Annotated in this window: 21 protein-coding genes, 2 pseudogenes and 1 other annotated feature; of the genes and pseudogenes, 14 read left to right on the forward strand and 9 right to left on the reverse strand. The window is 45.4% G+C overall.

Annotated elements, in window-relative coordinates:
* Positions 1-93, forward strand: a pseudogene (locus L696_RS30500) (glycoside hydrolase 105 family protein); the annotation flags it as partial.
* Between the two features lie 123 nt (positions 94-216).
* Positions 217-621, forward strand: coding sequence for a sensory rhodopsin transducer (locus L696_RS0115070; RefSeq protein WP_025684383.1), 405 nt, complete (start codon positions 217-219; stop codon positions 619-621).
* Between the two features lie 176 nt (positions 622-797).
* Here L696_RS0115070 and trpS read toward each other — a convergent pair whose 3' ends face one another.
* The 4 genes from trpS to L696_RS0115090 form a co-directional block, all read right to left on the reverse strand.
* Positions 798-1793, reverse strand: a complete 996-nt coding sequence (gene trpS, locus L696_RS0115075) for a tryptophan--tRNA ligase (protein WP_025684384.1) — start codon at positions 1791-1793, stop codon at positions 798-800.
* A gap of 287 nt (positions 1794-2080) precedes the next feature.
* Positions 2081-2389, reverse strand: a binding site (T-box leader).
* Between the two features lie 45 nt (positions 2390-2434).
* Entirely contained in the window at positions 2435-3394 is a 960-nt protein-coding gene (locus tag L696_RS0115080) for a DMT family transporter (RefSeq protein ID WP_025684385.1), read from the reverse strand.
* A 242-nt stretch (positions 3395-3636) separates the two neighbouring features.
* Entirely contained in the window at positions 3637-4953 is a 1317-nt protein-coding gene (locus L696_RS0115085) for a glutamate-1-semialdehyde 2,1-aminomutase (protein WP_025684386.1), read from the reverse strand.
* An 84-nt stretch (positions 4954-5037) separates the two neighbouring features.
* Positions 5038-6159, reverse strand: coding sequence for an LCP family protein (locus L696_RS0115090; protein WP_025684387.1), 1122 nt, complete (start codon positions 6157-6159; stop codon positions 5038-5040).
* 104 nt (positions 6160-6263) lie between these two features.
* Here L696_RS0115090 and L696_RS0115095 point away from each other — a divergent pair, with 104 nt between their 5' ends.
* Genes L696_RS0115095 through bcp form a run of 4 tightly spaced genes read left to right on the forward strand, consistent with a single transcriptional unit; the run spans position 6264 to position 9414 of the window.
* The gene (locus tag L696_RS0115095; protein WP_025684388.1) at positions 6264-7313 is read left to right on the forward strand and encodes an ABC transporter ATP-binding protein; all 1050 of its coding nucleotides are present in this window, start codon (positions 6264-6266) and stop codon (positions 7311-7313) included.
* Complete coding sequence (locus L696_RS0115100; RefSeq protein WP_025684389.1) at positions 7306-8100, forward strand: ABC transporter permease; 795 nt, start codon at positions 7306-7308, stop codon at positions 8098-8100. Before L696_RS0115095 ends, L696_RS0115100 begins: the two co-directional genes overlap by 8 nt.
* A 4-nt stretch (positions 8101-8104) precedes the next feature.
* Complete coding sequence (locus L696_RS0115105) at positions 8105-8893, forward strand: ABC transporter permease (protein ID WP_025684390.1); 789 nt, start codon at positions 8105-8107, stop codon at positions 8891-8893.
* Positions 8894-8934: 41 nt separating this feature from the next.
* Positions 8935-9414 (forward strand): thioredoxin-dependent thiol peroxidase, encoded by a 480-nt coding sequence (bcp, locus tag L696_RS0115110; RefSeq protein WP_025684391.1) that lies wholly within the window; start codon positions 8935-8937, stop codon positions 9412-9414.
* A 213-nt stretch (positions 9415-9627) separates the two neighbouring features.
* Here the strand turns inward: bcp and L696_RS29610 are convergent, their stop codons facing one another.
* Positions 9628-9900 carry a spore germination protein gene (locus L696_RS29610; protein WP_342447945.1) on the reverse strand — a complete coding sequence of 91 codons (273 nt, stop codon included), beginning with the start codon at positions 9898-9900 and terminating at the stop codon, positions 9628-9630.
* Positions 9901-10076: 176 nt separating this feature from the next.
* Here L696_RS29610 and L696_RS0115120 point away from each other — a divergent pair, with 176 nt between their 5' ends.
* Positions 10077-11309, forward strand: a complete 1233-nt coding sequence (locus L696_RS0115120; RefSeq protein ID WP_025684393.1) for an MFS transporter — start codon at positions 10077-10079, stop codon at positions 11307-11309.
* Here L696_RS0115120 and L696_RS0115125 read toward each other — a convergent pair whose 3' ends face one another.
* Positions 11310-11966 carry a DedA family protein gene (locus L696_RS0115125; protein ID WP_025684394.1) on the reverse strand — a complete coding sequence of 219 codons (657 nt, stop codon included), beginning with the start codon at positions 11964-11966 and terminating at the stop codon, positions 11310-11312.
* A gap of 145 nt (positions 11967-12111) precedes the next feature.
* Between L696_RS0115125 and guaA the strand changes: the two genes are divergently transcribed.
* Entirely contained in the window at positions 12112-13650 is a 1539-nt protein-coding gene (gene guaA, locus L696_RS0115130) for a glutamine-hydrolyzing GMP synthase (RefSeq protein WP_025684395.1), read from the forward strand.
* Between the two features lie 290 nt (positions 13651-13940).
* The gene (locus tag L696_RS0115135; protein WP_025684396.1) at positions 13941-15539 is read left to right on the forward strand and encodes a DNA cytosine methyltransferase; all 1599 of its coding nucleotides are present in this window, start codon (positions 13941-13943) and stop codon (positions 15537-15539) included.
* Between the two features lie 16 nt (positions 15540-15555).
* On the opposite strand, the gene L696_RS0115140 is transcribed toward L696_RS0115135, so the two are convergent.
* From L696_RS0115140 to L696_RS0115155, 3 genes are all read right to left on the reverse strand, one after another.
* Positions 15556-16803: an MvaI/BcnI family restriction endonuclease gene (locus tag L696_RS0115140; protein ID WP_025684397.1), complete on the reverse strand. Its 1248-nt coding sequence runs from the start codon at positions 16801-16803 to the stop codon at positions 15556-15558.
* A gap of 2 nt (positions 16804-16805) precedes the next feature.
* The gene (locus tag L696_RS0115145; protein WP_025684398.1) at positions 16806-17252 is read right to left on the reverse strand and encodes a helix-turn-helix domain-containing protein; all 447 of its coding nucleotides are present in this window, start codon (positions 17250-17252) and stop codon (positions 16806-16808) included.
* 606 nt (positions 17253-17858) lie between these two features.
* On the reverse strand, positions 17859-18989 hold the full coding sequence (locus L696_RS0115155; protein ID WP_025684399.1) for a Gfo/Idh/MocA family protein: 1131 nt from the start codon (positions 18987-18989) through the stop codon (positions 17859-17861).
* 130 nt (positions 18990-19119) lie between these two features.
* Between L696_RS0115155 and L696_RS0115160 the strand changes: the two genes are divergently transcribed.
* The 5 genes and pseudogenes from L696_RS0115160 to L696_RS0115175 all read left to right on the forward strand — a co-directional run bounded on the left by L696_RS0115160 (position 19120) and on the right by L696_RS0115175 (position 22736).
* The gene (locus L696_RS0115160) at positions 19120-19965 is read left to right on the forward strand and encodes a LysR family transcriptional regulator (RefSeq protein ID WP_025684400.1); all 846 of its coding nucleotides are present in this window, start codon (positions 19120-19122) and stop codon (positions 19963-19965) included.
* Between the two features lie 290 nt (positions 19966-20255).
* On the forward strand, positions 20256-20621 hold the full coding sequence (locus tag L696_RS0115165; RefSeq protein ID WP_245233369.1) for a MarR family winged helix-turn-helix transcriptional regulator: 366 nt from the start codon (positions 20256-20258) through the stop codon (positions 20619-20621).
* Positions 20614-20757 (forward strand): annotated as a pseudogene (locus L696_RS31980) (hypothetical protein); the annotation flags it as partial. The gene L696_RS0115165 and the pseudogene L696_RS31980, both read left to right, overlap by 8 nt.
* A 27-nt stretch (positions 20758-20784) precedes the next feature.
* Positions 20785-21144 carry a nuclear transport factor 2 family protein gene (locus L696_RS0115170; protein WP_049827400.1) on the forward strand — a complete coding sequence of 120 codons (360 nt, stop codon included), beginning with the start codon at positions 20785-20787 and terminating at the stop codon, positions 21142-21144.
* Positions 21145-21365: 221 nt separating this feature from the next.
* A complete protein-coding gene (locus L696_RS0115175) occupies positions 21366-22736 on the forward strand; it encodes an NCS2 family permease (RefSeq protein ID WP_025684402.1) in 1371 nt (456 codons plus the stop codon).
* The last annotated feature ends 366 nt before the right edge of the window (positions 22737-23102 follow it).

Raw genomic sequence — 23102 nt, forward strand, 5'->3', positions numbered from 1 at the left:
GTCCCCTACAAACGCATTCAGGGCTGGGGACAGGGACTGGCGCTTGCGTTTCTGGCTCAATTGCTGCGTACCAAGGAGAATCCATTCGGGTAGAAAGATAGGTTGCTTGCGGCTGACTCGTCAGGATCAAACACTGTGACAGATTCACTGCCAGCAATTTATTTTTGAGAACAGATAGGGATGCGTAAGTATTTTAGGTGAAAGGAGTCGGATAGTATGGGAAATACTGAGCTTCCTCTGGAAAAAGTAAACCAGCCGCGGGGCAGCTTATTTTGGGTCATCCCCGATGGTTATATTCCACCCGAAAGCCGGGGAGAACTGCTTAGTCATGAGAGTATATGTGTGCTGAACTGCGGAACCCGTGCGGCCAAGCTGAGTATAGACATCTATTTTGAGGACCGCGAGCCGCTGGAGGGATTGATCGAGGTGGTGGAAGGAAGGCGAACCCGCCATATCCGCACGGCCTCTTTGGAGAGGAATGGTGAACGGATTCCGGCAGGCATTCCTTATGCGATTACGGTCACCAGCGATGTGCCGGTGATTGTGCAATATAGTAGACTGGACACGACACAGCCGGAACTGGCATTAATGAGCGTCATGGCGTACCCGGTTGAAGGCTGAGATATTGGCTTGAAGAAGGCATGTATCATATATATGAAGTATAAGCCCCTGATTCGCTCGTGCGGCGGTTTCGGGGGCTTTTTGGCATGTCTGAAAGAGAGCAGTAGTATATAAGCTGAATAAAAAAAATGAAAGTTTTGGATATCTTTTTGTGTATTCATTATTCTTGAGAAGCGTTAACGATCAAAATAGCCGATCCCCATTGCATCCCGTACCTCACGCATGGTTTCCCGCGCCGTAGCCTGAGCCTTCCGCGTGCCCTCGATCAAAATTTCATCGATATCTCCCAGCCGTGCCGCATAAGTATTACGCCGTTCGCGCATCGGCTCCAGCAGCGTATTTACGGCCTGAGCCGCCAGCCTTTTGCAATCGGTACAGCCGATGGCTCCCTTGGAGCACTGATCGTGGATATCCGTCATCCCTTCCTGACGGAAATAACGGTGATACTCGTACACCGGACAAATATCCGGATGCCCCGGATCATGCTTGCGCAGCCGTGCCGGGTCGGTTTTCGCCCGCGCGAGCTTGGTGCTGACTTCCTGGGCGGAAGAGTCGAGATACAGCGCGTTGCCCAGACTTTTGCTCATTTTGCTGTTACCGTCCAGCCCGGTTAGCCGCCCGCCTTGCAAAATGCGTGGCTCCGGCAGAACCGGACGGTATAGCTCATTGAAGCGGCGAACGATTTTCCGCGCCTGCTCCATATGGGGAATCTGGTCATCACCCGCCGGAACCAAAGTCGCCTTGCAGATCGCGATATCTGCGGCCTGACTAACCGGATAGCCAAGAAAGCCATAGTACATATCCTCGGTTCCTCGTTGACGGGCTTCATTTTTCACCGTCGGGTTATGCCGCAGCGAATTGACGGTCACGAACATGCTGAAATATTGCGCCAGCTCCGCAATTTCAGGAATCATGGACTGGATGAAAAGGGTAGCCTGATTCGGGTCGATGCCTGCTGCCAAATAGTCAAGAGCAACTTGACGGACGCTCGTAGCTAACACGTCGGGATGGTCAAAATGTGTGGTCAATGCCTGCACATCAGCCAAAATTAGAAAGGTGCGGTATTCATACTGTAGCTCTGTTCTGCTACGCAGCCTGCCGATGTAATGGCCGAGATGGAGCTTGCCAGTCGTACGGTCGCCAGTTAGGATAATATCGGATGTGGATTGCATATGGTTTCCTCCCTAAAATCAATAAGTCATTAACTGCTGCAAAAATAATACGGTGTGTGCTGAGCGAACCTATCGCTTCAGGCACACGGATACGAATACCTCGTCTATTGGCGAGTCGCCACCACCAGCCGTCCTCCACGGCCATCACCTCCCTTCAAGTCCAAAGTTCATCCTAGAAAAATGCAGCTTAAAAACCAACACAAAAAAGCTCCGTCCCTGGAACATCACAGCATACGGTCTATGCCGTTACTGCAATATCGCAATACGCTATGACATAGCGATTGCGTTCCGAGGACGAAGCTTGTGCTTCGCGGTGCCACCTGGATTGACCGCTGGCTTCTGACCAACGATCCTCTCACCAGATACGGACGTGCTTCTTATCAGGCGCTAACGCTGCCTTTAAGTACCGTCGATATCCTGTCCCTTGATAACGGATGGACTATTCCGCCTTGCCTACTAACAACTTCACTAGGGGAAGCCGTGTTCAACGTGGTGCTCCGAAACCCATTTCAACAGAAGCGAAACATCGGCTCCCACCCAACGCCGACTCTCTGAAGCTTCTTCTTCCGCCTACTTCTTTTCATCATCGCCATACAATTTTATACAGTTTACCATTCCACAAGTGAAATGTACATCCCTTTTCAGTCGACTTTTAGTGGCTTTGCAGCAGATGCTTTTCGCGGCTCGAGGCTTCTCTGACCTCCAAAATTGGTGCCCAACACCCCGACAATAATAATAACGGCCCCAACAATGTGATAGTATGCGAGCTGCTCCTTCAAAATGTAAGCACCCGCAATCATGGATATGAGAGTGGACAAATTACCGATGACACTCATTTTGGACGCCTCAATTCGCTTCAATGCATAGCTCGATAGTAGCGAGGTTATAAGCGTTGACAGAATGCCCAGATAGGCCAGCGCCAGCCAGTAATCAGGCTTCACCAGTGGGGCGGTATAAGCGCTCAAGGAACCATCTATCGTATGATATCCCAGTGCCACCAAGTTAAAAACGACACATCCCAGAATGGAGGTAACGTAGGTTAGCTCTAGCGGATTGTATTTTTGCGTTAATGGACGTGCCAATACATTATAGCCGGAGAGGCATATCGCAGATAGCACGAGCAGAAGAATACCTCCGAAGCTGTTCGAAGCCAGCGGCGCTCCACTTTTCATCACGAATATAAAAATAACGCCCGCTACAGAGAGCAGCAAGGAAAGCTTTTGGACAACCGTTGTACGCTCTTTAATAAAATAGGACGCCAGCAGCAGCGTGAAGATAGGAACGGTCGCCTGAATAATGCCGCCTTCCGATGAAGAAGTGCTCATCAGCCCGAAGGCTTGCAGTGGAAAATACACTAAAGGCGAGAGTAGCGCCAGCGGTAAAATACGCAGGATATCACGCCGCGTGATGTTAATCTTGATCCAGCCCAACAGTACCGGAACCGTCAAAACGATAAAAGACAACGCAAAGCGGTGGGCGATTACATCCAGCGGGCTGGCCTCTGTAACCGTCAGCTTCACAAACAAAAATGAAAAACCGAGTATAGCGGCATAGCTGAGAGCAGCCAGATAGGCGGCTCCCGTTTTGGAACGACTGTGCATGATAAACCTCCGTAATGGCTCAGGCATTTGTTTTCATTAGCCTATCCTGTATGATTTCAACATGTTGCTCCTCTCAATATACCCGGTTGGCGTCACTTGATACAATCCATAAAACGTACAACTGTACGGGTACAATTTGCAAAATAAAAAAGCCGGAAGGCAGTCTCAAAGGTGGGATATTCCAGTCCTTAAAGCTGCTTCCGGCTCTTATTCTATCAGCATTCCATCATTTATTGATCTGCTTACTTGCCCTGCGCCATCGCACGGAAAGAATCGTCCGCCGCTTCCAGCGTAGCATCCACGTCTTCATCTGTGTGCGCCGTTGTAAGGAACCACGCTTCGTACTTCGATGGGGCCAGATGAATACCGCGATCCAGCATATGGCGGAAGAAGGAAGCGAACGCTTCGCCGTCCGTATCCTGCGCCTCATCGTAGTTCGTGATCGGATGATCACAGAAATGCGTCGAGAATGCCCCACGGATGCGGTTAATCGTCAACGGCACACCATGGCGTGCGGCTGAGGAAGCGATACCATCCGTCAGTCTCACAGCAAGACGCTCCATCTCTTCATACACGCCTTCGCCTTGAAGGACTTCAAGGCATGCAATGCCTGATGAGATGGAAGCCGGGTTGCCCGCCATGGTGCCCGCCTGATAAGCAGGGCCGAGTGGAGCAACCTGCTCCATAACATGCTTGCTACCGCCATAGGCACCGATCGGCAGGCCGCCGCCCATGATTTTACCCAGCGCGGTCAAATCCGGCTGAATCGCATCATGATTGTCCAATCCGGCGTATGTTTGGGTGGAGCCATAGTGGAAGCGGAACGCGGTAATGACCTCGTCATAGATGACGAGCGAACCGTTTGCCCGTGCCATCGAGCATAGCCCTTCCAGAAAACCGGGCTGCGGCATCACCATGCCGAAATTGCCGACAATCGGCTCGACCATGACCGCTGCCACATCGTCGCTCCAACGCTCCAAGGCTTGGCGCAGCGCGTCCAGATCATTGAAAGGCACGGTAATAACCTCGCTCGCAATGTTGGTCGTAATTCCTGCACTGTCAGGTATGCCCAGCGTGGACGGGCCGGAGCCTGCGGCTACGAGCACCAGATCCGAGTGACCGTGGTAGCAGCCTGCAAATTTGATAATCTTATTTCGCTTCGTATAGGCCCGTGCAACACGGATCGTCGTCATGACCGCTTCTGTGCCGGAATTCACAAACCGGACCTTGTCCATGGAAGGAATGGCTTCCTTTAGCATCTTGGCGAGCTTGATTTCCAATACCGTTGATGTTCCGTACAATACCCCGTTCGCCGCCGCCTCACTAATGGCCTTGGTAATATGAGGGTGGGCATGTCCGGTAATAATAGGGCCGTAAGCCGCTAAATAATCAATGTACCGATTATCATCCACGTCCCAGAAATGAGCGCCTTTGGCGCGTTTCATAAATACCGGAGCGCCGCCGCCCACAGCCTTGAAAGAGCGTGAAGGACTGTTTACGCCCCCGACAATATGCTCCAGTGCTTCTTTATATAATGCTTCGGAGGTTTCCCGTTTCATCATCCAAAACTTCCTTTCCATTCATTAAAATAGGATATACACACACCAAAGGGCAGCGTTCACGGCTGCCCCCTGCATACATCATTATAGCTCTTTTTGTCCTGTCTTTGTTGTCGATTGTGTGGCAGCAGCATCACTACTGGTATTGCTGCCACCCGTGAAAGAGGCCTTATCCGTCTTGGACGATGATGCACTGTCCGGTTGCTTCGTTTTGTTTTGATCCTTATTTTGTTCCTGTGTCTGTACAGGAGGATTGTTGAATATATCCTGCACGTACTTTTTCAATTCTTCCGGATCGCGGACGGTAAGAACCTGCGCGCCACCTACATTTTCTTCCCCGAGCAGCTTCATCGGCGGAACCTGCTCGCTGCCTGCAAAGCTGCTTTGGTAGCCGACGTTTGCCAGCCTCCACATATCGTTGACACTAAGATTCGTATCAATAAACGGGTTTACCTGTTGCAAAATGCTCGGCAAATTGGCAATGGAGGTCGTGCTCTGCATTTTCTGTGCTATAGCCTCCAAAAATGCACGCTGACGTCCTGATCGGGAGAAGTCCGACATGGCGTCGTGGCGAAACCGCACGTATTGAAGCGCCTCTTTGCCGCCCAGATGCTGCATGCCCTTTTTCAAGTCAATATCGTATTCATGCTTATCCGCATTGCTTGTATAGTGCATATCCTTCTCCACTTCAAGATCAATGCCGCCCACGGCGTCCACCAGCTTAATAAATCCTTGAAAATCGGTATACACATAATATTGCACCTGAATCCCCAGCAGGTCGCCAGCCGCCTTCATGGCCGTGTTGGGGCCGTGAGTAATGGCGGTGTTAATCCGACTTTTATTGTAACCGGGAATATCCACGTACGTATCACGCAAAATAGAGAAGAGGTGAATCTTTTTCTTGACGGGGTCAAGCGATACGACCATCATACTGTCCGACCGGGGGACTTCCCCTTTTTGGATACCACGACCATCGACACCCATCAGCAAAATGTTGACCGGGTCCGTACCTTCCCACTTGGGCGGGTCTGGTGTGCGCACCTGATCGACCTGCGTTACATTTTTGAATGGGGAGTTTGCACCCTCTTTATGCAGATTGTCCAGTTGATTATAAATGGATGTAAAATAATACACGGCAAAGCCGACAATCGCGACGATAATCACGGTTAGAACCGACCATATCGTCCTTTTGGTTCTGCTTGTCATGGATGCTCTCCCTTTCGCTTTTCAATTCTTTACATTATAATTTCTTTTTGGAGCACAATCAATTTAACTATGGATTTTTCAAAATCCTGAATGTGAGGTATGACATGCTGGCAATTGATGTGCAGGATCTGCGCAAAACATTTAAAGTGCAAAAAAACCGCGAAGGCCTGAAAGGAGCTTTCCTTGATTTATTCGCCCGCGAATACAACGAGGTGGCCGCGGTCAAGGATATTTCCTTTGGTATTCCTCAGGGAGAAATATGTGGCTATATTGGTGAAAACGGAGCTGGAAAGTCTACTACGATCAAGATGCTGACTGGCATTCTCGTGCCGACCTCGGGACATCTCAAAGTGGGCGGCTATGTTCCTTACGAGGAACGCGAGAAATTCGTAAGTAATATCGGCGTTGTTTTTGGACAGCGCAGCCAGCTATGGTGGGACATCGGCGTGATTGAATCCTTTCAACTGCTGCGCAAAGTATATCAGGTTCCGGCTACAGACTTCAAACGCAGGCTGGATGAGCTGGTAGAGCGGCTCCAATTACAGGACCTGCTAAGCCGTCCGGTGCGCAAGCTTAGTCTTGGGCAGCGGATGCGCTGTGAATTAGTGGCTGCGTTGCTTCACAATCCGTCCATCGTTTTTCTGGACGAGCCGACCATTGGACTCGATATTATGGTGAAGTCTGAAATCCGCGAGTTCCTGAAGGACATGAACCGGGATTACGGTACGACGATTTTGCTGACAACCCATGATTTGCAGGATATTGAAGCGCTGTGCTCGCGCGTCATTATGCTGGATGATGGGAACATCATCTATGATGGTGGTCTGGAGGATCTGAAAGCACGTTGGGGTACAGGACGGGAAGTACAGTTTCAGTTCGGCGTGCCCACCCAGCTTGAGCAATTACAAGCGTGGACAGCGGACATGCCGCTGACTTGGACGGCGGATAATGATTTGGCTGCCAAGGTGTGGATTCCGCTTCATATTAACGTATCAGATGTCTTGGCCAGCGTAGTCGGGCGTACGGACATTACGGATATCAAAATCATTGAAACGAACACCGATGATATCGTGCGTAGCATCTACCAATCCGGCTCGGCGGAACGCAAGGGCAATCCCGTGCTTCCGGCAGTGGAGGCCAAAGTCCATGCTTAGCGTATATACCGATTTTATTCGTATCCGGTTTCTCACCATGCTCGCTTATCGTGTGAACTATTATACGGGCATATTAATTTATTCCATGAATATCGGTGTATATTATTTCACGTATAAAGCGATTTATGGAGATGCGGGCAGCATCGGTGGCTTTTCCGCAGCCCAAATGACGACCTATGTAGCGGTATCGTGGATGGCGAGGGCCTTTTATTTCAACAATCTGGATCGTGAAATTTCGACAGAGATTCGTGATGGCAGCATTGCCATCCAGATGATCCGGCCGTATAACTATGTGCTGGTCAAAGTCATGCAGGGGCTTGGCGAGGGGATGTTCCGTTTTCTGCTGTTTATGATCCCGGGCATGGCGATTGCGATGCTGCTGTTTCCAGTGACATTGCCGACGGACCCTGTAGCATGGATCAGCTTCCTCGTGATGCTGTTTTTCAGCTTTCTGATCAATACCCAAATCAATATTATTACGGGGCTGACGGCCTTTTTTGTTGAAAATAACGAGGGTATGATGCGCATGAAGCGGGTGGTAGTAGACCTGTTCTCTGGCTTGATTTTGCCCATCAGCCTGTTTCCAGGCTGGCTGGCGACCTTCGCCCAGTGGCTGCCATTTCAGGCGATTACGTATTTGCCCGGCTCCGTATTTACCGGACGAGTAAAAGGCATTGGTATTTGGAATGTGCTGGGTATCCAAATCATTTGGCTGGTCGTTCTGCTCGTGCCGATGATCATCATTTGGCGACTGGCGCGCAGACGTCTGTTCGTGCAGGGAGGGTAGGCCGATGATGTACTATTTGGGTCTCATTAGCGAATATTTGAAGAATTATATGAAGTCGCGGCTCACCTATCGTGCCGATTTTTGGGTAGAGGTCGTTTCGGACCTGCTATTTCAGGCCACCAATCTCATTTTTATTTTGGTCATTTTTATGCACACGGACAGTTTGGGCGGCTGGAGCGAAAATGAAGTCGTATTTGTCTATGGCTTTTTCATGGTTCCTTATGGACTATTTAGCTGTTTCGTCAATCTGTGGAACTTTAGCGAGCGCTATATTGTAAAAGGAGAGCTGGATCGGGTCATGACCCGTCCTGCGCATAATCTGTTCCAGATTTTCCTTGAAAATGTAGATCCGCCCGCGTTGGTCGGATCGGCGATTGGTCTGATTATTATGGGGATCAGCGGAGCGCAGATGGATTTGCAAATGGCGTGGTGGTTCATCCCGGCGCTAATTGTCATGACCCTGAGTGCCGTGGCGATTTATACGGGGATCTACACCATATTGACTTCAATTTCGTTCTTTTCAGATGCCCCAACAGGAATTATTCCGCTCATGTACAATATGCAGAGCTATGGACGTTATCCGGTGACGATTTATAACCGTGCGATTCAAGTCGTGCTGACCTGGATTCTGCCCTTTGCTTTTGTTGGCGTATATCCGGCATCCCTGTTTCTCCATCGGGAGGATATGCGGCATATGGCGCTTTTGACTCCGGTCATGGGAGCTGTATTTCTAACCTTGGGCTTACTGGCATGGAATTTTGGTATTCGGCGTTACAGAGGTGCAGGTTCTTAGGTCGGATCACATGAGAACCCTACAAGATAGGAGATGATGAGATGTCCACGACATCTACCGCTATTGGACAACCCGCGCCGGACTTTGAATTGCCGGGAAGTGAAGGGAAAAACGTCAAGCTGTCTGATTTTAGAGGCAGCAGGATTTTACTGTATTTCTATCCGAAGGATTTGACTTCCAGTTGCTCGACACAGGCTTGTGATTTTCGGGATAAGCACGGGGAGTTCGAGGGTTTGAACACCGTTATTCTGGGAGTAAGCCCAGATCCACTCAAGCGGCACGACAAGTTTATTGCAAAATATGGGCTGCCTTTTCAGCTTTTGGCAGATGAGAAGCATGAAGTGGCTGAAGCTTACGGCGTATGGCAGCAAAAGCAGATGTACGGCAAGCAATACATGGGGATCGTACGCTCTACCTTTCTCATTGACGAGAATGGTATTCTGATTCATGAATGGCGTGGTTTGAGAGTCAAAGGCCATATTGATAATGCGCTTGAGTATATTAGAGAACTGGTAAAATAATAAACATCCATGCACCCTTTGGGACACTGCTATTCTGCAGTCTCAGAGGGTGTTTTTGATATGTAATCTCCGGCTTATTCTTACTTCAGGATGTTGTATAACCCATGCCCCACAAGCTCAAAGGAATGATAACCGAGTTGGTCAAATCCCAATCTACCCAGAAGGGAACAAGGGTATCAAAATAGTAGATGACATTAGGTGCAACCATGCTGCTCAAGCCGTAGATGAGTATCCCCGCAGGATCGTATTCTGAACTTGATTCGCATTCGGACGGGTAGTCATCCACGACCAAGGCAGGCGAAAGATCTTATCCTTCATATCACTTTGCACATAAGGGCCGAATGGACTCATATAAGACACTCCGAAAGATCGTAGACTGGTCAGATGAAGCAACAGGGCCATCAAGCCCGTTAATATACCCAGAAATCCCAAGGCGGCGGCCAGCATCATGAGGGCCAACCGGATAATTCGTACCGCAATGGACAGCTTTTATTCTCATTTTGCATACGTAAAATCCTCCGATATTGGAGTTAGTTGGTTTAGTATGCTCTGAATATATGAATTTATGCTTGACGTTTGTATAGTCATCCCTATAAATTAGTTATATAGCTAATTAGATTAATATATAATTATCGGATCATATCGACTTGGAGCTGAAGCACATGGTAAACAAGCAATACAGAAAGTTATTCGCGGCCGGCATTATTAACGGAATTGGAGACCGCTTCTGCCAGATCGCTTTGTTAGCCTTGATGTATCGGCTTACCGGCTCGGGACTCAGCGTGGGGATTATGCTTGGACTACGGGTGATTCCTTTTTTAATTCTGTCACCCGTGTCAGGTGTGCTTATCAGCAGCATATCCAGACGCACACTTATGATGACCACGGATCTGCTGAGAGGTGGAGCAGCCCTTGCCTTTTTAAGTGTTCACAGCAATGAGGATATGTGGATCGTTTATGGAGTCAGTACCCTGTTAGCCTGTGGGGAAGCGCTGTACGCTCCAGCCCGTAAGTCGTCCATCCCGCTGCTGGTCCGACCGTCGGATTTGTTGCGGGTGAACAGTCTGGAGCAGGTGATGAGCGGACTGGTATTAGTGATTGGCGCCGCTGCTGGAGGCATCGTATCTGCGCTTTTTGGACCACAGGCCGCATTTATGCTCAATTCCGCCAGCTTTTTCGTTGCAGGTTTGATCGTCTGCAATATCGCATTCCGGCCTATCACTAAGGAGGAAGTAAATAGGGAGGATGCTTATACTGAATCACGTGGAAGTCAGACGTCTTTCGATGATCGAATCCTCGGTAGGTCACAAATACTGCAATGCATCCGTATGTCGCTTCCGCTCCAAGTCGTAATTGCATTCGAGCTACTGGTTCCATTCCTCAATGGGATTGATAATGTGCTGATCAGTGTATATGCCGTGCAGGAGTTTAAGCTGGGGGATGCCGGAATTGGACTGTTTTACGCCGCTTTGGGTGCGGGTCTGGTTGCCAGTTATGCACTGGGGCGTCTATTCAGCCGTTCTTTATTGAGCGGAGGACTGGTATGTCTGCTATTGGAGGGAATTTTGCTCATGGGGTTAAGTGGAATTGAACATGCCTGGGCGGCGGTCGGCATTTACTTTTTCATTTCGTTGGCTGGCGGGGTCGGAGCAATCTGTTTGGATACACTATTCATGCGAGAGACTCCGCTGCATGTACAGGGGCCATTATTGGGCATGCTGACAGCGTGGAGTCAAGGGATTATCGGCTTATCCATGCTTGGAGCCGGGGTGGCGGTGGAAATCATGGAGCCGCGTATGTTAGGTTTGATTGGCGGCGCTGGATTTGTCTCGATATCTATCATGATATCAATTTACTATACAAGGGCTCGCAGCCGTAAGGCAGCAGGAGTCTAATTATTCCGGATCTTTTTTGCTACTGGTTTTCACCGATTTGTCGGACTTGCGGAAAAAACCAAACAGGAAGGCTCTCCAGCGATAAACGATATATAGCAGAAGGATAATGCCAATGATGGCGACGATTCGCAGCGCATACAGCTCCGCCAAATGGAACACGGCATCCCATTGCGGACCAAACACCTTACCGATGCCTAGAAACAGGATGACCCAGAACAGAGCGCCGCTGTACGCATACATGGCAAATTTACGCAGGGGAAGGGCAATAATTCCCGCAAAATAGCCGGTAAAATGCCGGACGCCGGGAATGAAATATCCTAAGAAAATGAGCCAGTACCCGTAACGTTGAAACCATTTTTGTGTTTTTTCAAGCTTGTCCGGCGATAACAAAACCCATTTGCCGTATTTCTGGATAAAGGGGAGTCCGGCCCATTTTCCGATAAAGTAGGTAATGGTCATTCCAATGGTTGTGCCTAAAAAGGCCAGCAGCACCAGTTTTCCAAAATCCAGCCTACCCGAATAGGAGAGATATCCCGCATAAGCCATCGTGGTTTCCCCGGGAAAGGGTAGAGCAATAAATTCCAGCAGCAAGCCGAAAAAAAGGACGCCGTATCCGTATTCTTCGAACAATTGCGTGATCCATTTCAGCACATCCATCGTTTACACTCCTATGAACAGATTCATAAATTTAGAATTAATTCATTCTAACAATCTTTTCATGTCCGCTCAACTCCGGGTGATTTCTTGACGTCTTGTTTTATCGTTGCGTATAATGGAACGAACAATTGAGGGAGGCACGGTAATGAATAAGCCTAATGAAATCGTTGTAGTTCTCGACTTTGGAGGACAATACAACCAGTTAATCGCAAGAAGAATACGGGATCTCGGTGTATATAGCGAGCTCCTTCCATACAATACGCCTGCGGAGAAGCTGAGAGAGCTGGCACCGAAAGGGATTGTTTTCTCAGGTGGACCTTCCAGCGTATATACAGATAATGCTCCTCAGGTGGACCGGGCTATTTATGATCTTGGAATTCCTATTTTTGGTATTTGCTATGGTATGCAGCTGATGGCTCACCAACTGGACGGTAAGGTAGAACGTGCAGGCAAGCGTGAGTACGGTAAAGCAGATGTACAATTTAATGAGGATACCCTACTGGCTAAAGGTCTGGAATCCCGTCAAACCGTATGGATGAGCCATGGGGATCACGTTACAGATCTGCCATCCGGCTTTAAACTGGATGCAGGAACGGAGAGTGCGCCGATTGCTGCCATGAGTCATCCGGAAAAGAATCTATATGCGGTACAGTTCCATCCAGAAGTACGTCATTCCATTCAAGGTAATGAGATGATTAGCAACTTCCTGTATGAAGTGTGCGGTTGTGAAGGCAACTGGACGATGGAGTCGTTCATTGAAGATCAGATCCGTGAAATCCGCCAGCAGGTAGGCGACAAAAAAGTATTGTGTGCTTTAAGTGGCGGCGTGGATTCTTCCGTCGTAGCGATGCTCATTCATAAAGCGATTGGCGATCAATTGACATGTATGTTCATTGACCATGGACTGCTGCGCAAGGGTGAAGCCGAAAGCGTAATGGAAACATTCGTTGGCAAATTTGATATGAAGGTTGTCAAAATTGACGCACGTGAGCGCTTCTTGTCCAAGCTGGCAGGAGTCGATGATCCGGAACAAAAACGTAAAATCATCGGTAACGAGTTCATCTATGTTTTTGAGGAAGAATCCAAGCAATTCGACGATTTTACATTCCTGGCACAAGGCACACTGTATACGGATATTGTAGAGAGTGGAACAGCCACGGCACAGACGATCAAATCGCACCATAACGTAGGTGGCTTGCCGGAAGACATGAAGTTCAAGCTGATCGAGCCGCTGAATGCATTGTTCAAAGATGAAGTACGTAAAGTCGGCGAAGAATGCGGACTTCCGGCTGAGATTGTATGGCGTCAGCCTTTCCCGGGTCCGGGTCTTGCCATTCGTGTACTGGGCGAAGTGACAGAGGACAAGCTTACGATTGTTCGTGAATCGGATTATATTTTGCGCGAGGAGATTGCCAAAGCCGGTCTGGACCGGGAAATCTGGCAATACTTCACGGCTTTGCCGAATATGAAGAGTGTTGGCGTTATGGGCGATGCTCGTACGTATTCTTACACTGTGGGCATTCGTGCAGTAACCTCCATCGACGGTATGACTGCCGACTGGGCGCGTATCCCTTGGGATGTGCTGGAGAAAATTTCGGTACGTATCGTTAACGAAGTGGATAACGTCAACCGAATTGTCTACGATATCACCTCCAAACCACCAGCAACGATTGAGTGGGAATAGAAGAAATAAATTAAGTGAAGTGAAAACGACGGATTTAACAACGTTTTAGCTGTTGTAGAATGGATAAAATAATTAAATATCACTTGGTTCCCCACCAAAAACCCCACCAGAAAAATTCGGTGGGGTTTTAAATAATCTTGATTAGTTTAAACATAATAATTTTTTTAACTGCACATTTTATATTTGTGTCTTAACAATAGGTCCACTTTAATTTCCTTTAAATAGTCCTGGACTTGATATTCTTTTTTTGATATACTAACAACACTAAATATTATGAAGGGTGGAAATCCATGCCATATGCAATTGACCTCTTCTGTGGCGCAGGCGGATTCAGCGAGGGAATTTTACAAGCAGGGTTTGATATTGTCTTTTCCAGTGACAAAAGCCCCATGGTACAAGAAACTTATATGAATCGTCATGAACAGCTTGGCTTAGTACAGGGAAGAGATACTTACTTTGAGTTAGCTGATATTAGAGATCTTTCTTCGGAATTTATTTTTGAAAAAATAAATTCTCTGAAATATGGAAACATTTTTTTTCCAGGTAAAATTGATGTCATGTTTGGAGGCCCTCCTTGCCAAGGATTTAGCCGTCTGGGAAAACGTGATTCCAGTGATCCAAGAAATATGCTATTTCACGAATATCTTAGAATAATTAAAGATGTGAAGCCTAAATATGTCGTAATGGAAAATGTGAAGGGTATTTTAGATATGCAGATGTTAGACTTTCCAAGTGTTTTAGAGGATGGTTGTATTTACCATGGGCAAAATCTAGTTCCGTTTATTCTTCGAAATGAACTTGAAGGTCTTGAATATCAAGTTATAGATATGCAGGTTTTGAATGCTGCTAACTATGGTGTTCCTCAACAAAGAAATAGAGCAATTTTTCTTGCTTATAGAAATGGAACTTATCCGATTTCGTATCCTGAACCTCAGAAAAGTATGGTTACAGTTCATGATGCTCTTGGTGATCTTTATACAAGTATTAATTATTCAACCCAATACTCTAATGAATCAGTTTTGGGAAGGACACCAAATGTAATTACAAGGAAACAAGTTGAAAGAACAAAAATCACCAATATGGAAACTTCTAGTCATGACCAATCTGTGATTCAAAGATTTTCACTTTACAAACAAGGTGAAAATAGAAAAAGAGCGTTGACTAGGTTGAGAGAAGAAGGAATAAATCTGTTAGAAGTAGCGCCGGAATTGTTCTATGAAACACTTTATCAAGTTAATAGCGAACAAAATGCTGAAATTATTCAAAAGACTTTGAAAAAATTTGATTATCACAAGTCAATAAAGATTACAAAACTGTGGTTAAACCATACTAATAAACAACTATCACTGATTAGTATGATTGAAAACAATCATAATTTTGATATTGATTTTAACACAGCCATAAGTTCCCTAAGTCGTAGACTTAACACCACTTTTGAGAATGCTCTTGAATTCATGAATATTGTTAAACTCGAATTAAATAAGCCTTATGATGCCGAAACTCTGAATAACTTATTTATCAAGGGTAACATTAATGATTTAATGGCTGACGCGATATTTACAAAAAAAGGAATTCGAACAAAGCTAAATTCAAAGGGTATAGCCCCTACCATGGTTACATTACCCGATGATTACATCCATCCATTTTTCAACAGAATTTTAACGGTTAGAGAAATGGCAAGATTGCAGTCTTTTGATGATAGCTTCCAGTTTTTAGGGAAAAGAACTACTGGTGGAAGCATGCGAGCAAAAGAAACTCCTCAATTTACGCAAGTTGGTAATGCTGTCCCACCTTTATTAGCAAAGGCAATTGCAACAGAAGCTATGAAAGCAATTAAACTGGGTGAAGAACAATCTAATTTAAACATAAAAATAAAACAGAGAGCCTAGGCTCCCTGTTTTATTTTTATTCCAATAAGTTTATTTTTTCGATTTTGCCAAATAGATAGGATCTATACTTTCCTTTAATACGCCAAGCATTTCCATGATTTTTCCCTTTGTAAGCTCCATCAGGTGATATATAACCTCTCCAATCATAGGTAATTCCCCCGGATTTGATCAAAGCGATAAATGTTGAGAATTGAGGAGACCTTGACAATTCTGCCTCGATATATTTAAACTCAGCAGTCGCTCCTATCATTCGTTGCTTAACGTTTACCCATAGAGTTGCAGGATGTTTTCTATATAATTCATTCTGCAAATCGGAAAAATTCCAATACCCTGTGATTTCTACTTTATTGGATTTTGGATCTGTTCCCCATAATTCAATTTTCCTTTCTTCCTCATTGACATTTAAATGAAAACCTTGGGCATTTTGTGGGGTTTCTTTTGAACCAATCGTAATATAAAGGCTTTTATACCCTAAGTGTTTATCAGATTCATACCCATAGTATCTAGCAAACGCTGAAACTCTATTTTTATCTTTTATTTCATATTTAGCTATTGTTGTTCCATCAAATTGTGGTCGAAGGGTGAATAATGTATCTAGTGTTTTGGAGGATTTTGTCTTTAATTCAATTTTTCCTTCAAAATCTGCATCTTGGCTATTATTTGTTTTTATCCCCAACAATGATTCTAGGGTATCACCTGCATCTTTGGGTGAAATTTTACCACTACCTTTAGAATTTTTATGATATCCTGCCTGTGCAATTTTTTTAACTAAAGGAATCAATCTACTTGCAGAATCGGCAATATCATCTACACCGAAAAATTGCTTTAACTTGGATTTTGATGGAATATTATTTGTTACATTGATAATTACAACTACTGGATTCGGACCAACTGTTACAGTAAGGTATAATAAATCACCTACATTAACTTTTCGATCACAAAGAAGTTTACTAATTCCGTAGATTGAAAATCTTCGATCACCACGGTTATTAGAAACTCGATAAAAATTCATTTTTGTTTTTAGTTGCGAATCATCATATAAGAATATAGCTGCAGTCATAACTCCATATTTAGCTCCATTTGGTAGAGTTTCATAATCAACTATGTTTTTATTGAAGAGTAAATCTCGAAAGAGTACATTTGCATCAATGTTATTCTTTTCAATCATTGTTGGTGTGAGTCTCAATAAGGCATATTCATTATTGTTATATTTGTGGATTTTATTTATCACTTTGATTTCATCATCGTATGGCGTAAAAATCATTTTCATTCCTCTTTTCTAATAATTAGTTCGCTAATAGTAGTTCCTAGTGCATCTGCAATCTGGTTAAGGGATGACAATTTAGGATTTACTTTCTGATTGAAGATCTCACTAATTGTTGAAGGACTTAGAGTAGTAGACGCATATAGATATGTCTGAAGCTTATTTTGTTTCTTTAAGAGACTTTTTGCATTTTGAGAAAAGATGAATAGAAAATCATCCTCAGTATATGCTGCTATGTTTCCGTTACTGAAATTTCGAGAAAACAATTGAGGAAAACTAATATTTAATGATTCGGCAAGCCTTTTAGCAGTTTCAAAATAGATATCAATCTCATTGTTTTCAAGCATTGATAAAGAAGATCTGCTGATACCGGAATTTTCCGATAATTCATTCTGGGAAAGAGCACGATAGGAACGAGCGTTTCTTATATTCTCTCCAAATACTTTCATCCCCACATCTCCTTCAGATTTTTATTTAATATTATCTTGATCAGCCAGATAAAAATTATGCTAAAAGGGACATTTTATGTGGTAATTTTTTTGTTTACGGGGGAATTAGACCCATCATTTCAGTGATTAGTGAGTCAGGTTTTCGGTAAAATAGAGCCAATACTCAGGAGGAGGAGAGTTACGTCTAAATTAAGAAAGTCAAGGTCGCGAAGCGTTCAATTTAACCTTGACTTACGTGCACACGATCAACACTGTTTATTTCCCAGCAGACTATGCTGGGGTTGCCACATGGCGAGTGACGGGTGCAGGGGGCGTGCTCCCTGCGTTTCCCCTATCGGGACGGAAGGGGATCTCTTGATGCACTGGATTAACCATTCCAGAAGGATGGCTCATTTTGCTCTGAGATATTCAGCAACCCAAAAAAAAGAAAGCATGGATGAAAAACGCTGAGTTTTTCTATCCAATGCTTTCTTTTATGTTGTTTTAATAACTCATATTCAAGCAGTAAGATGTGGCTGTATCTTGAATTAATTGCAACGAACTTGTTTTTATCGTGGTTTTGAAGGTTTTTTCTTTTAAGGTTATGTTGTTCTAATTATGTTATTTTTACCATACGATCTTTTTCCCAGTTGCAGCCGATTCCTCAATGCGGTCCAGTAGCTGATGCAGTTTTAAGGCATGATTAAAATCAGGGGCGAGACGGGTGTCCGTCAAAATATCCTCGGCAAATACATGGTGAGCCTTGGCTACATTCAGGGTTACCCCTTCTTTTGGGAAATCCGGTCCACCATCAGGCTCGGCAGTTATACTTATTTGTTCAAAAGCGTCATTAGGCGCATAACCCTGCTTACTGCTGGGATCATACACAAGTTTTTGGAGCGTCAGATTGCCAAATTGAACATGCCCAAGCGAAGGTTTTTGTGTCAAACGCAAAATTCCCTTTTTCCCCTGAATCTCCAGCTCGAATTTTGGATTCACTCCACCCTGAATGTGGACGGATACCGTTGCTCCCTTCTCCAATGACCCCTGAATCAGAATCTGATCCGCAGTATCCTTGGGAATGACTTCGCCTGTTTCCTGAATAGTGGCTTCGTTATAGTGAGATGATGTGATGGCCGATAGCTCGCGGAATTCGCCAACGATGTATTGCAGCGCATCCAGAGAATGCCCGCCATTAATCGTGAGCAGATTAGCCCCATTGGCTCTGTTCAGCAAATAAGCAGTATCCTGATTTACTTGTCCTCCTTTGCCGGTAGTAGCTACTTGCATATGACAGGATATAATTTCACCAATCGTCCCGTCTTCCACCAGCTTTTTCATCGTTTGCACTTCAAGATCCTGCCGAGCCTGCAAGCCGACGGTATGATGAATGCCCGCCTGTTCTGCCGCCGTAGCCATTTCAGCGGCTTCCCCAGTGTTTGCCCCCAAGGGCCATTCACAAAAAATATGCTTCCCCTCTTGAATTGCCGCCATAACCGCCTCGTAATGATGGGGAACTTTTACGCTCACCACAACCATGTCCACATCCTCGGAAGCTGCGAGCTTTTTGGCATCATCAAAAGCCAGTGCCGCCCCTACTTCTTCTGCGCTTTGCCGCGCACTCTCCATACGGGAAGTACCTACGGCAGTGATATCCAGGTTCGGATGCTTGAGTAAAGCCGGAATATGCGTTTGACTCGCCCATTTGTTATTCAACGAGCCTCCTACAACACCTGTACGAATCTTCTTTTTGACCATGTTGATACCTCCTGAATTTTTAAAATGAGGGTGGAAAATAGCGTCTAAGGCCAATATAATACACTTAACTCATAAATAATAATGCTTGTTTATGATATAGATATCATTTTATTTGATGGGAGGAGAAGGGATGGACATTGAAAATATGCAGGCATTCGTTTCGGTGGCAGAACTGAGAAGCCTGACAGAAGCTGCTCAAAAGCTGAATCATCTGCAATCGAACATGACGGCCAAAATAAAAAAGCTGGAGGCCCATTACGGCACAGCGTTATTTTATCGAAAGCCCCGTGGCATGGAGCTGACACCCGCAGGAGAAACCTTGTACGCTCAGTTCAAACAAATTTTGTTGCTATGGCAAGACACAGAGATGAAAATGAGACCGCAGGAGGAAAAGCTGCGCATCGGCACGATGCAGTCCATCGTAGCGGGGGAAACAACAAGGGCGCTTACGAAGGTATATGAGCTGTACCCGCAGGCTTCTGTTACCTTAAAAACCGGAACCACCACGGAAATGGAGCGATTGATCCTCGACGGTGAGCTCGATATTGCTTTTGTTACAGGGTATTCTACTAACCCTTACATTCATTATCAAAAAATATGCCGTGAAGAGCTGGTGCTGGTGGGGAAAGGCATTCATGAAGGCTCAGACCTCAAACAAGTGCTGCAAGGAGCCTCTATTATCGTGCTGTCGGATGGCTGCCTGTATCTCACGTATCTGGAGAAGATGTATCAGGACATGCAATTGACTCATGGCGAGGTGGTGGAGGTCGGTGTGTTTGATACGATGGTGGAATTCGCCTTGATGGGAATGGGAATCACCCTTATGTCCAAAAAGCTGGCGCGGCAATTTAAAGTAACATCCTATTTGCCCGCTCCCCCAACCTTCGGCTACATGGATACGTATTTGATAACCCGGCCCAATCATGAAATAACAGCGATTGAACATAAATTTATCGAAATCAATAATACGATCTAATAGATAGGAGAGACATCGAATGACAATCAATCAAGACAACTACCAAGGTAGCCATGCCGTATTTTCTGGGCGATAGCATTACGTTTGGATATGAATTGCGTGATGGAGAAAAGCCTTACCCCCACCTGTCACAGAAAACCACCCATCACAAAGCTTGAATATTTTTAATAGAGGCGTATAATAATTGACACATCAATTGATAAGTCAAGTAATTGCGAGGAGGAGCTACCATCGAACATTGCTCTGAAAAAAGCCAATTGTTTTACCGCATGCATCTTTTATGTAAAGAAATGAATACAGCTTTTGAAGCGCAGTTAAAAACGAGCTTTACCAAGGTCGAGATTTTGTATCACATTGATCAGCGGCAGGAATTGAGTCAGTTGGAGCTTCAGCATTTGCTGGTTCTGGACGGAGCGGCGGTAACCCGGCATCTGAAAAGGCTGGAGGAGGAAGGTCTGATTATCCGCAGCAAAAAAGAGCAGGATAAGCGTGTGACCTATATTCGACTGACAGAATCAGGGGTTCGAGAGCTGCAAGTTTTGTCAGAGCAAAGAGAAGCCTTTCAGAACAAGCTACTACGTGAGTTTGCGAATGAGGAAATTGTTTCTTTGACAAATGCATTACAGCGTATGTCTACCAATGTGAAGAATATGTAAAATACGCGAGGAGGAACTGAAGGAAAGAGATGTACCCAATCCTAAGCCACAGGCCCATCAGGTCGTTGTGAAAGTAGCAGTTACCTCCATTAACCCGATTGACTGGAAGCTGCAACGGCCAAAAATATATGGCTGGAGCCCAACGGACAGCAGCTACAGGAAATTGCCGACCTGTTGGAGCAGAAAAAAGTGCAGAGCGCAATTAATCAGTCTTTTCTCCAACGAAATTGAGTTCGTGCTGAACGGTGACCGGAAACAAGGTATGGATAGCTGGAAAAGCTTCTTAAGCATGTTCTTTGAAGGAACACTCGACATCAAGCATATGTATGAGGGCTGGAAGCCGGTTCCCGGAGAATCGGGTGCCTATGAAACCAAATGGGCGGTATGCGGCAAAAGAGCAACAGGCGAAGTGTATACACTTACAGGAGTGGACAAAGCTCGGCTGGATGCAGAAGGGAAGATCGTTTATCTGGAAAATATACCGGACACCGGGAATGCCTTTGATAAGTACAAAAATATCTGATTCGCCTAATTGATAACCCGTCAGCTATATAATAGCTTGGCGGGCTTTCTATTTTCCGAACAATACATATATGATTAAATTATAATATTCGCTTTTTATGTTGACAAGCTGTGGGGGACGGCCTAAAATAACGGATGTAATATAGCGCTTATGAATGCGAATATTACATCAAATGAACGATAACAATACGAGTATGCTTTGCGTAGGAGGAATTACGACTCATGGAGCGTTTCTTTAAATTAAAGGAACATGGAACGAACGTCCGCACAGAAATTATTGCGGGGATTACTACTTTTATGACCATGGCTTACATTTTGGTGGTCAACAATACCTTTTTGGGGCCGACTGGAGCAGGGATGCCCAGCGAAGCCGTCTTTTTTGCCACTGCGGTAGGTGCAGGACTGATCACTATTCTGATGGGATTGTTCGTTAATGTGCCCATCGGCATGGCTCCGGGTATGGGCTTGAATGCTTATTTTATGACAGTAGTCTTGAGTTCCAATGGCATGATTACTTGGCAAGCGGCACTTGGCGCTGTATTTATATCCGGTATTGTCTTTCTGATTTTAACCGTGACACGAGTGAGACAGATGTTACTTGTTGCAGTTCCGGAAAATCTAAAGACAGCTATTACCGTAGGGATCGGCTTGTTTATTACCATTGTTGGTTTTAAGCTGTGTAATCTGGTTATGGTAAGTATTGTTCCAGGGACGGATGTAAGTCAGCCGGTTCCGGGTCATGCTTTTAATCTGATTCTGGGTAGTCTGGTTCATCAAAAGGATGCGCTGCTGGCGCTGATCGGTTTGCTTATTATCGCAGCGCTGATGGTTGTTCGGGTCAAAGGTGCTTTGCTGATTGGTATCGTAGCTACTACATTGATTGGTATTCCAATGGGCGTAACGAATTTGAGCAGTTTGACAACAGGTCACTGGATTCCTGATTTTAGTAATCTGGCAGTGGGCCAGTTGGATTTGAAGGCTGCTTTGCATATCGGTCTGTTTGATATCATTTTCATTTTCACATTTGTAGAGCTGTTTGATACGTTTGGTACATTGGTAGGTACGGCTACCCGTGCAGGTATAATGAAGGATAAGAAAAAAGGCGAGAAAATCATCGGTAAAGCTATGCTGGTGGATGCCGTTGGCGTAAGTACCGGTGCGGTATTGGGTACAAGTACTATTACAGCATTCGTGGAAAGCTCCGCAGGGGTAGAAGAAGGCGGACGTACGGGTCTGACTGCTGTAACGACAGGTGTTCTGTTCCTGTTGGCCCTCTTTATCGCACCGTTGGCACTGGTTGTGCCTTCTGCGGCTACTGCTCCAGCGTTGATTATCGTTGGTGTGCTGATGATGAGCCAGGTTCGTAACATCGATTGGGATAATTTCCTGCTGGCGTTCCCGGCGTTCCTGACCATCGTTCTGATGCCTTTTACAGGCGGAATCGCTAATGGTATTTCTGCCGGCATTTTGTCTTACGTGGTTCTGGCTGTATTCAGTAACCTTTTTACCAGCAACAAAGTTAAAGTTCACTGGCTCATGTGGGTGCTTGCTGTTATTGTAGTGATCCGTTTTGCCTTTATGGGCTCGGAATAACAACTAGATATCATCTGAAAAAGCTTTTTGCAGTAAAGAACCTCCTTCCCTGTTGTTTCGGGGAGCGAGGTTCTTTTTTTGTTCTGGTTATTCATGATGCGAAAGAGGGCGGGGAGTATATATAGAAGAAGAACGAATAACAAATAGAGATTTTCGAGAATTAATGAAATAAATGCTTGCAAACTTATTTCGTCTATGATATATTCTAATTCCGGCCAAGAAATACAATATTGCGAGCGAGTGTTACAAAAAAGATTTTAAAAAAATGCTTGCAAAGTTGGTTCGGACATGATAAGATATAAGAGTTGGTAAGGCGACAAGCTGAGTCAACGAAAAAGAAATGTTTGATCTTTGAAAACTGAACAA

This window comes from Paenibacillus maysiensis, assembly GCF_000520815.1.
GTDB lineage: Bacteria > Bacillota > Bacilli > Paenibacillales > Paenibacillaceae > Paenibacillus > Paenibacillus maysiensis.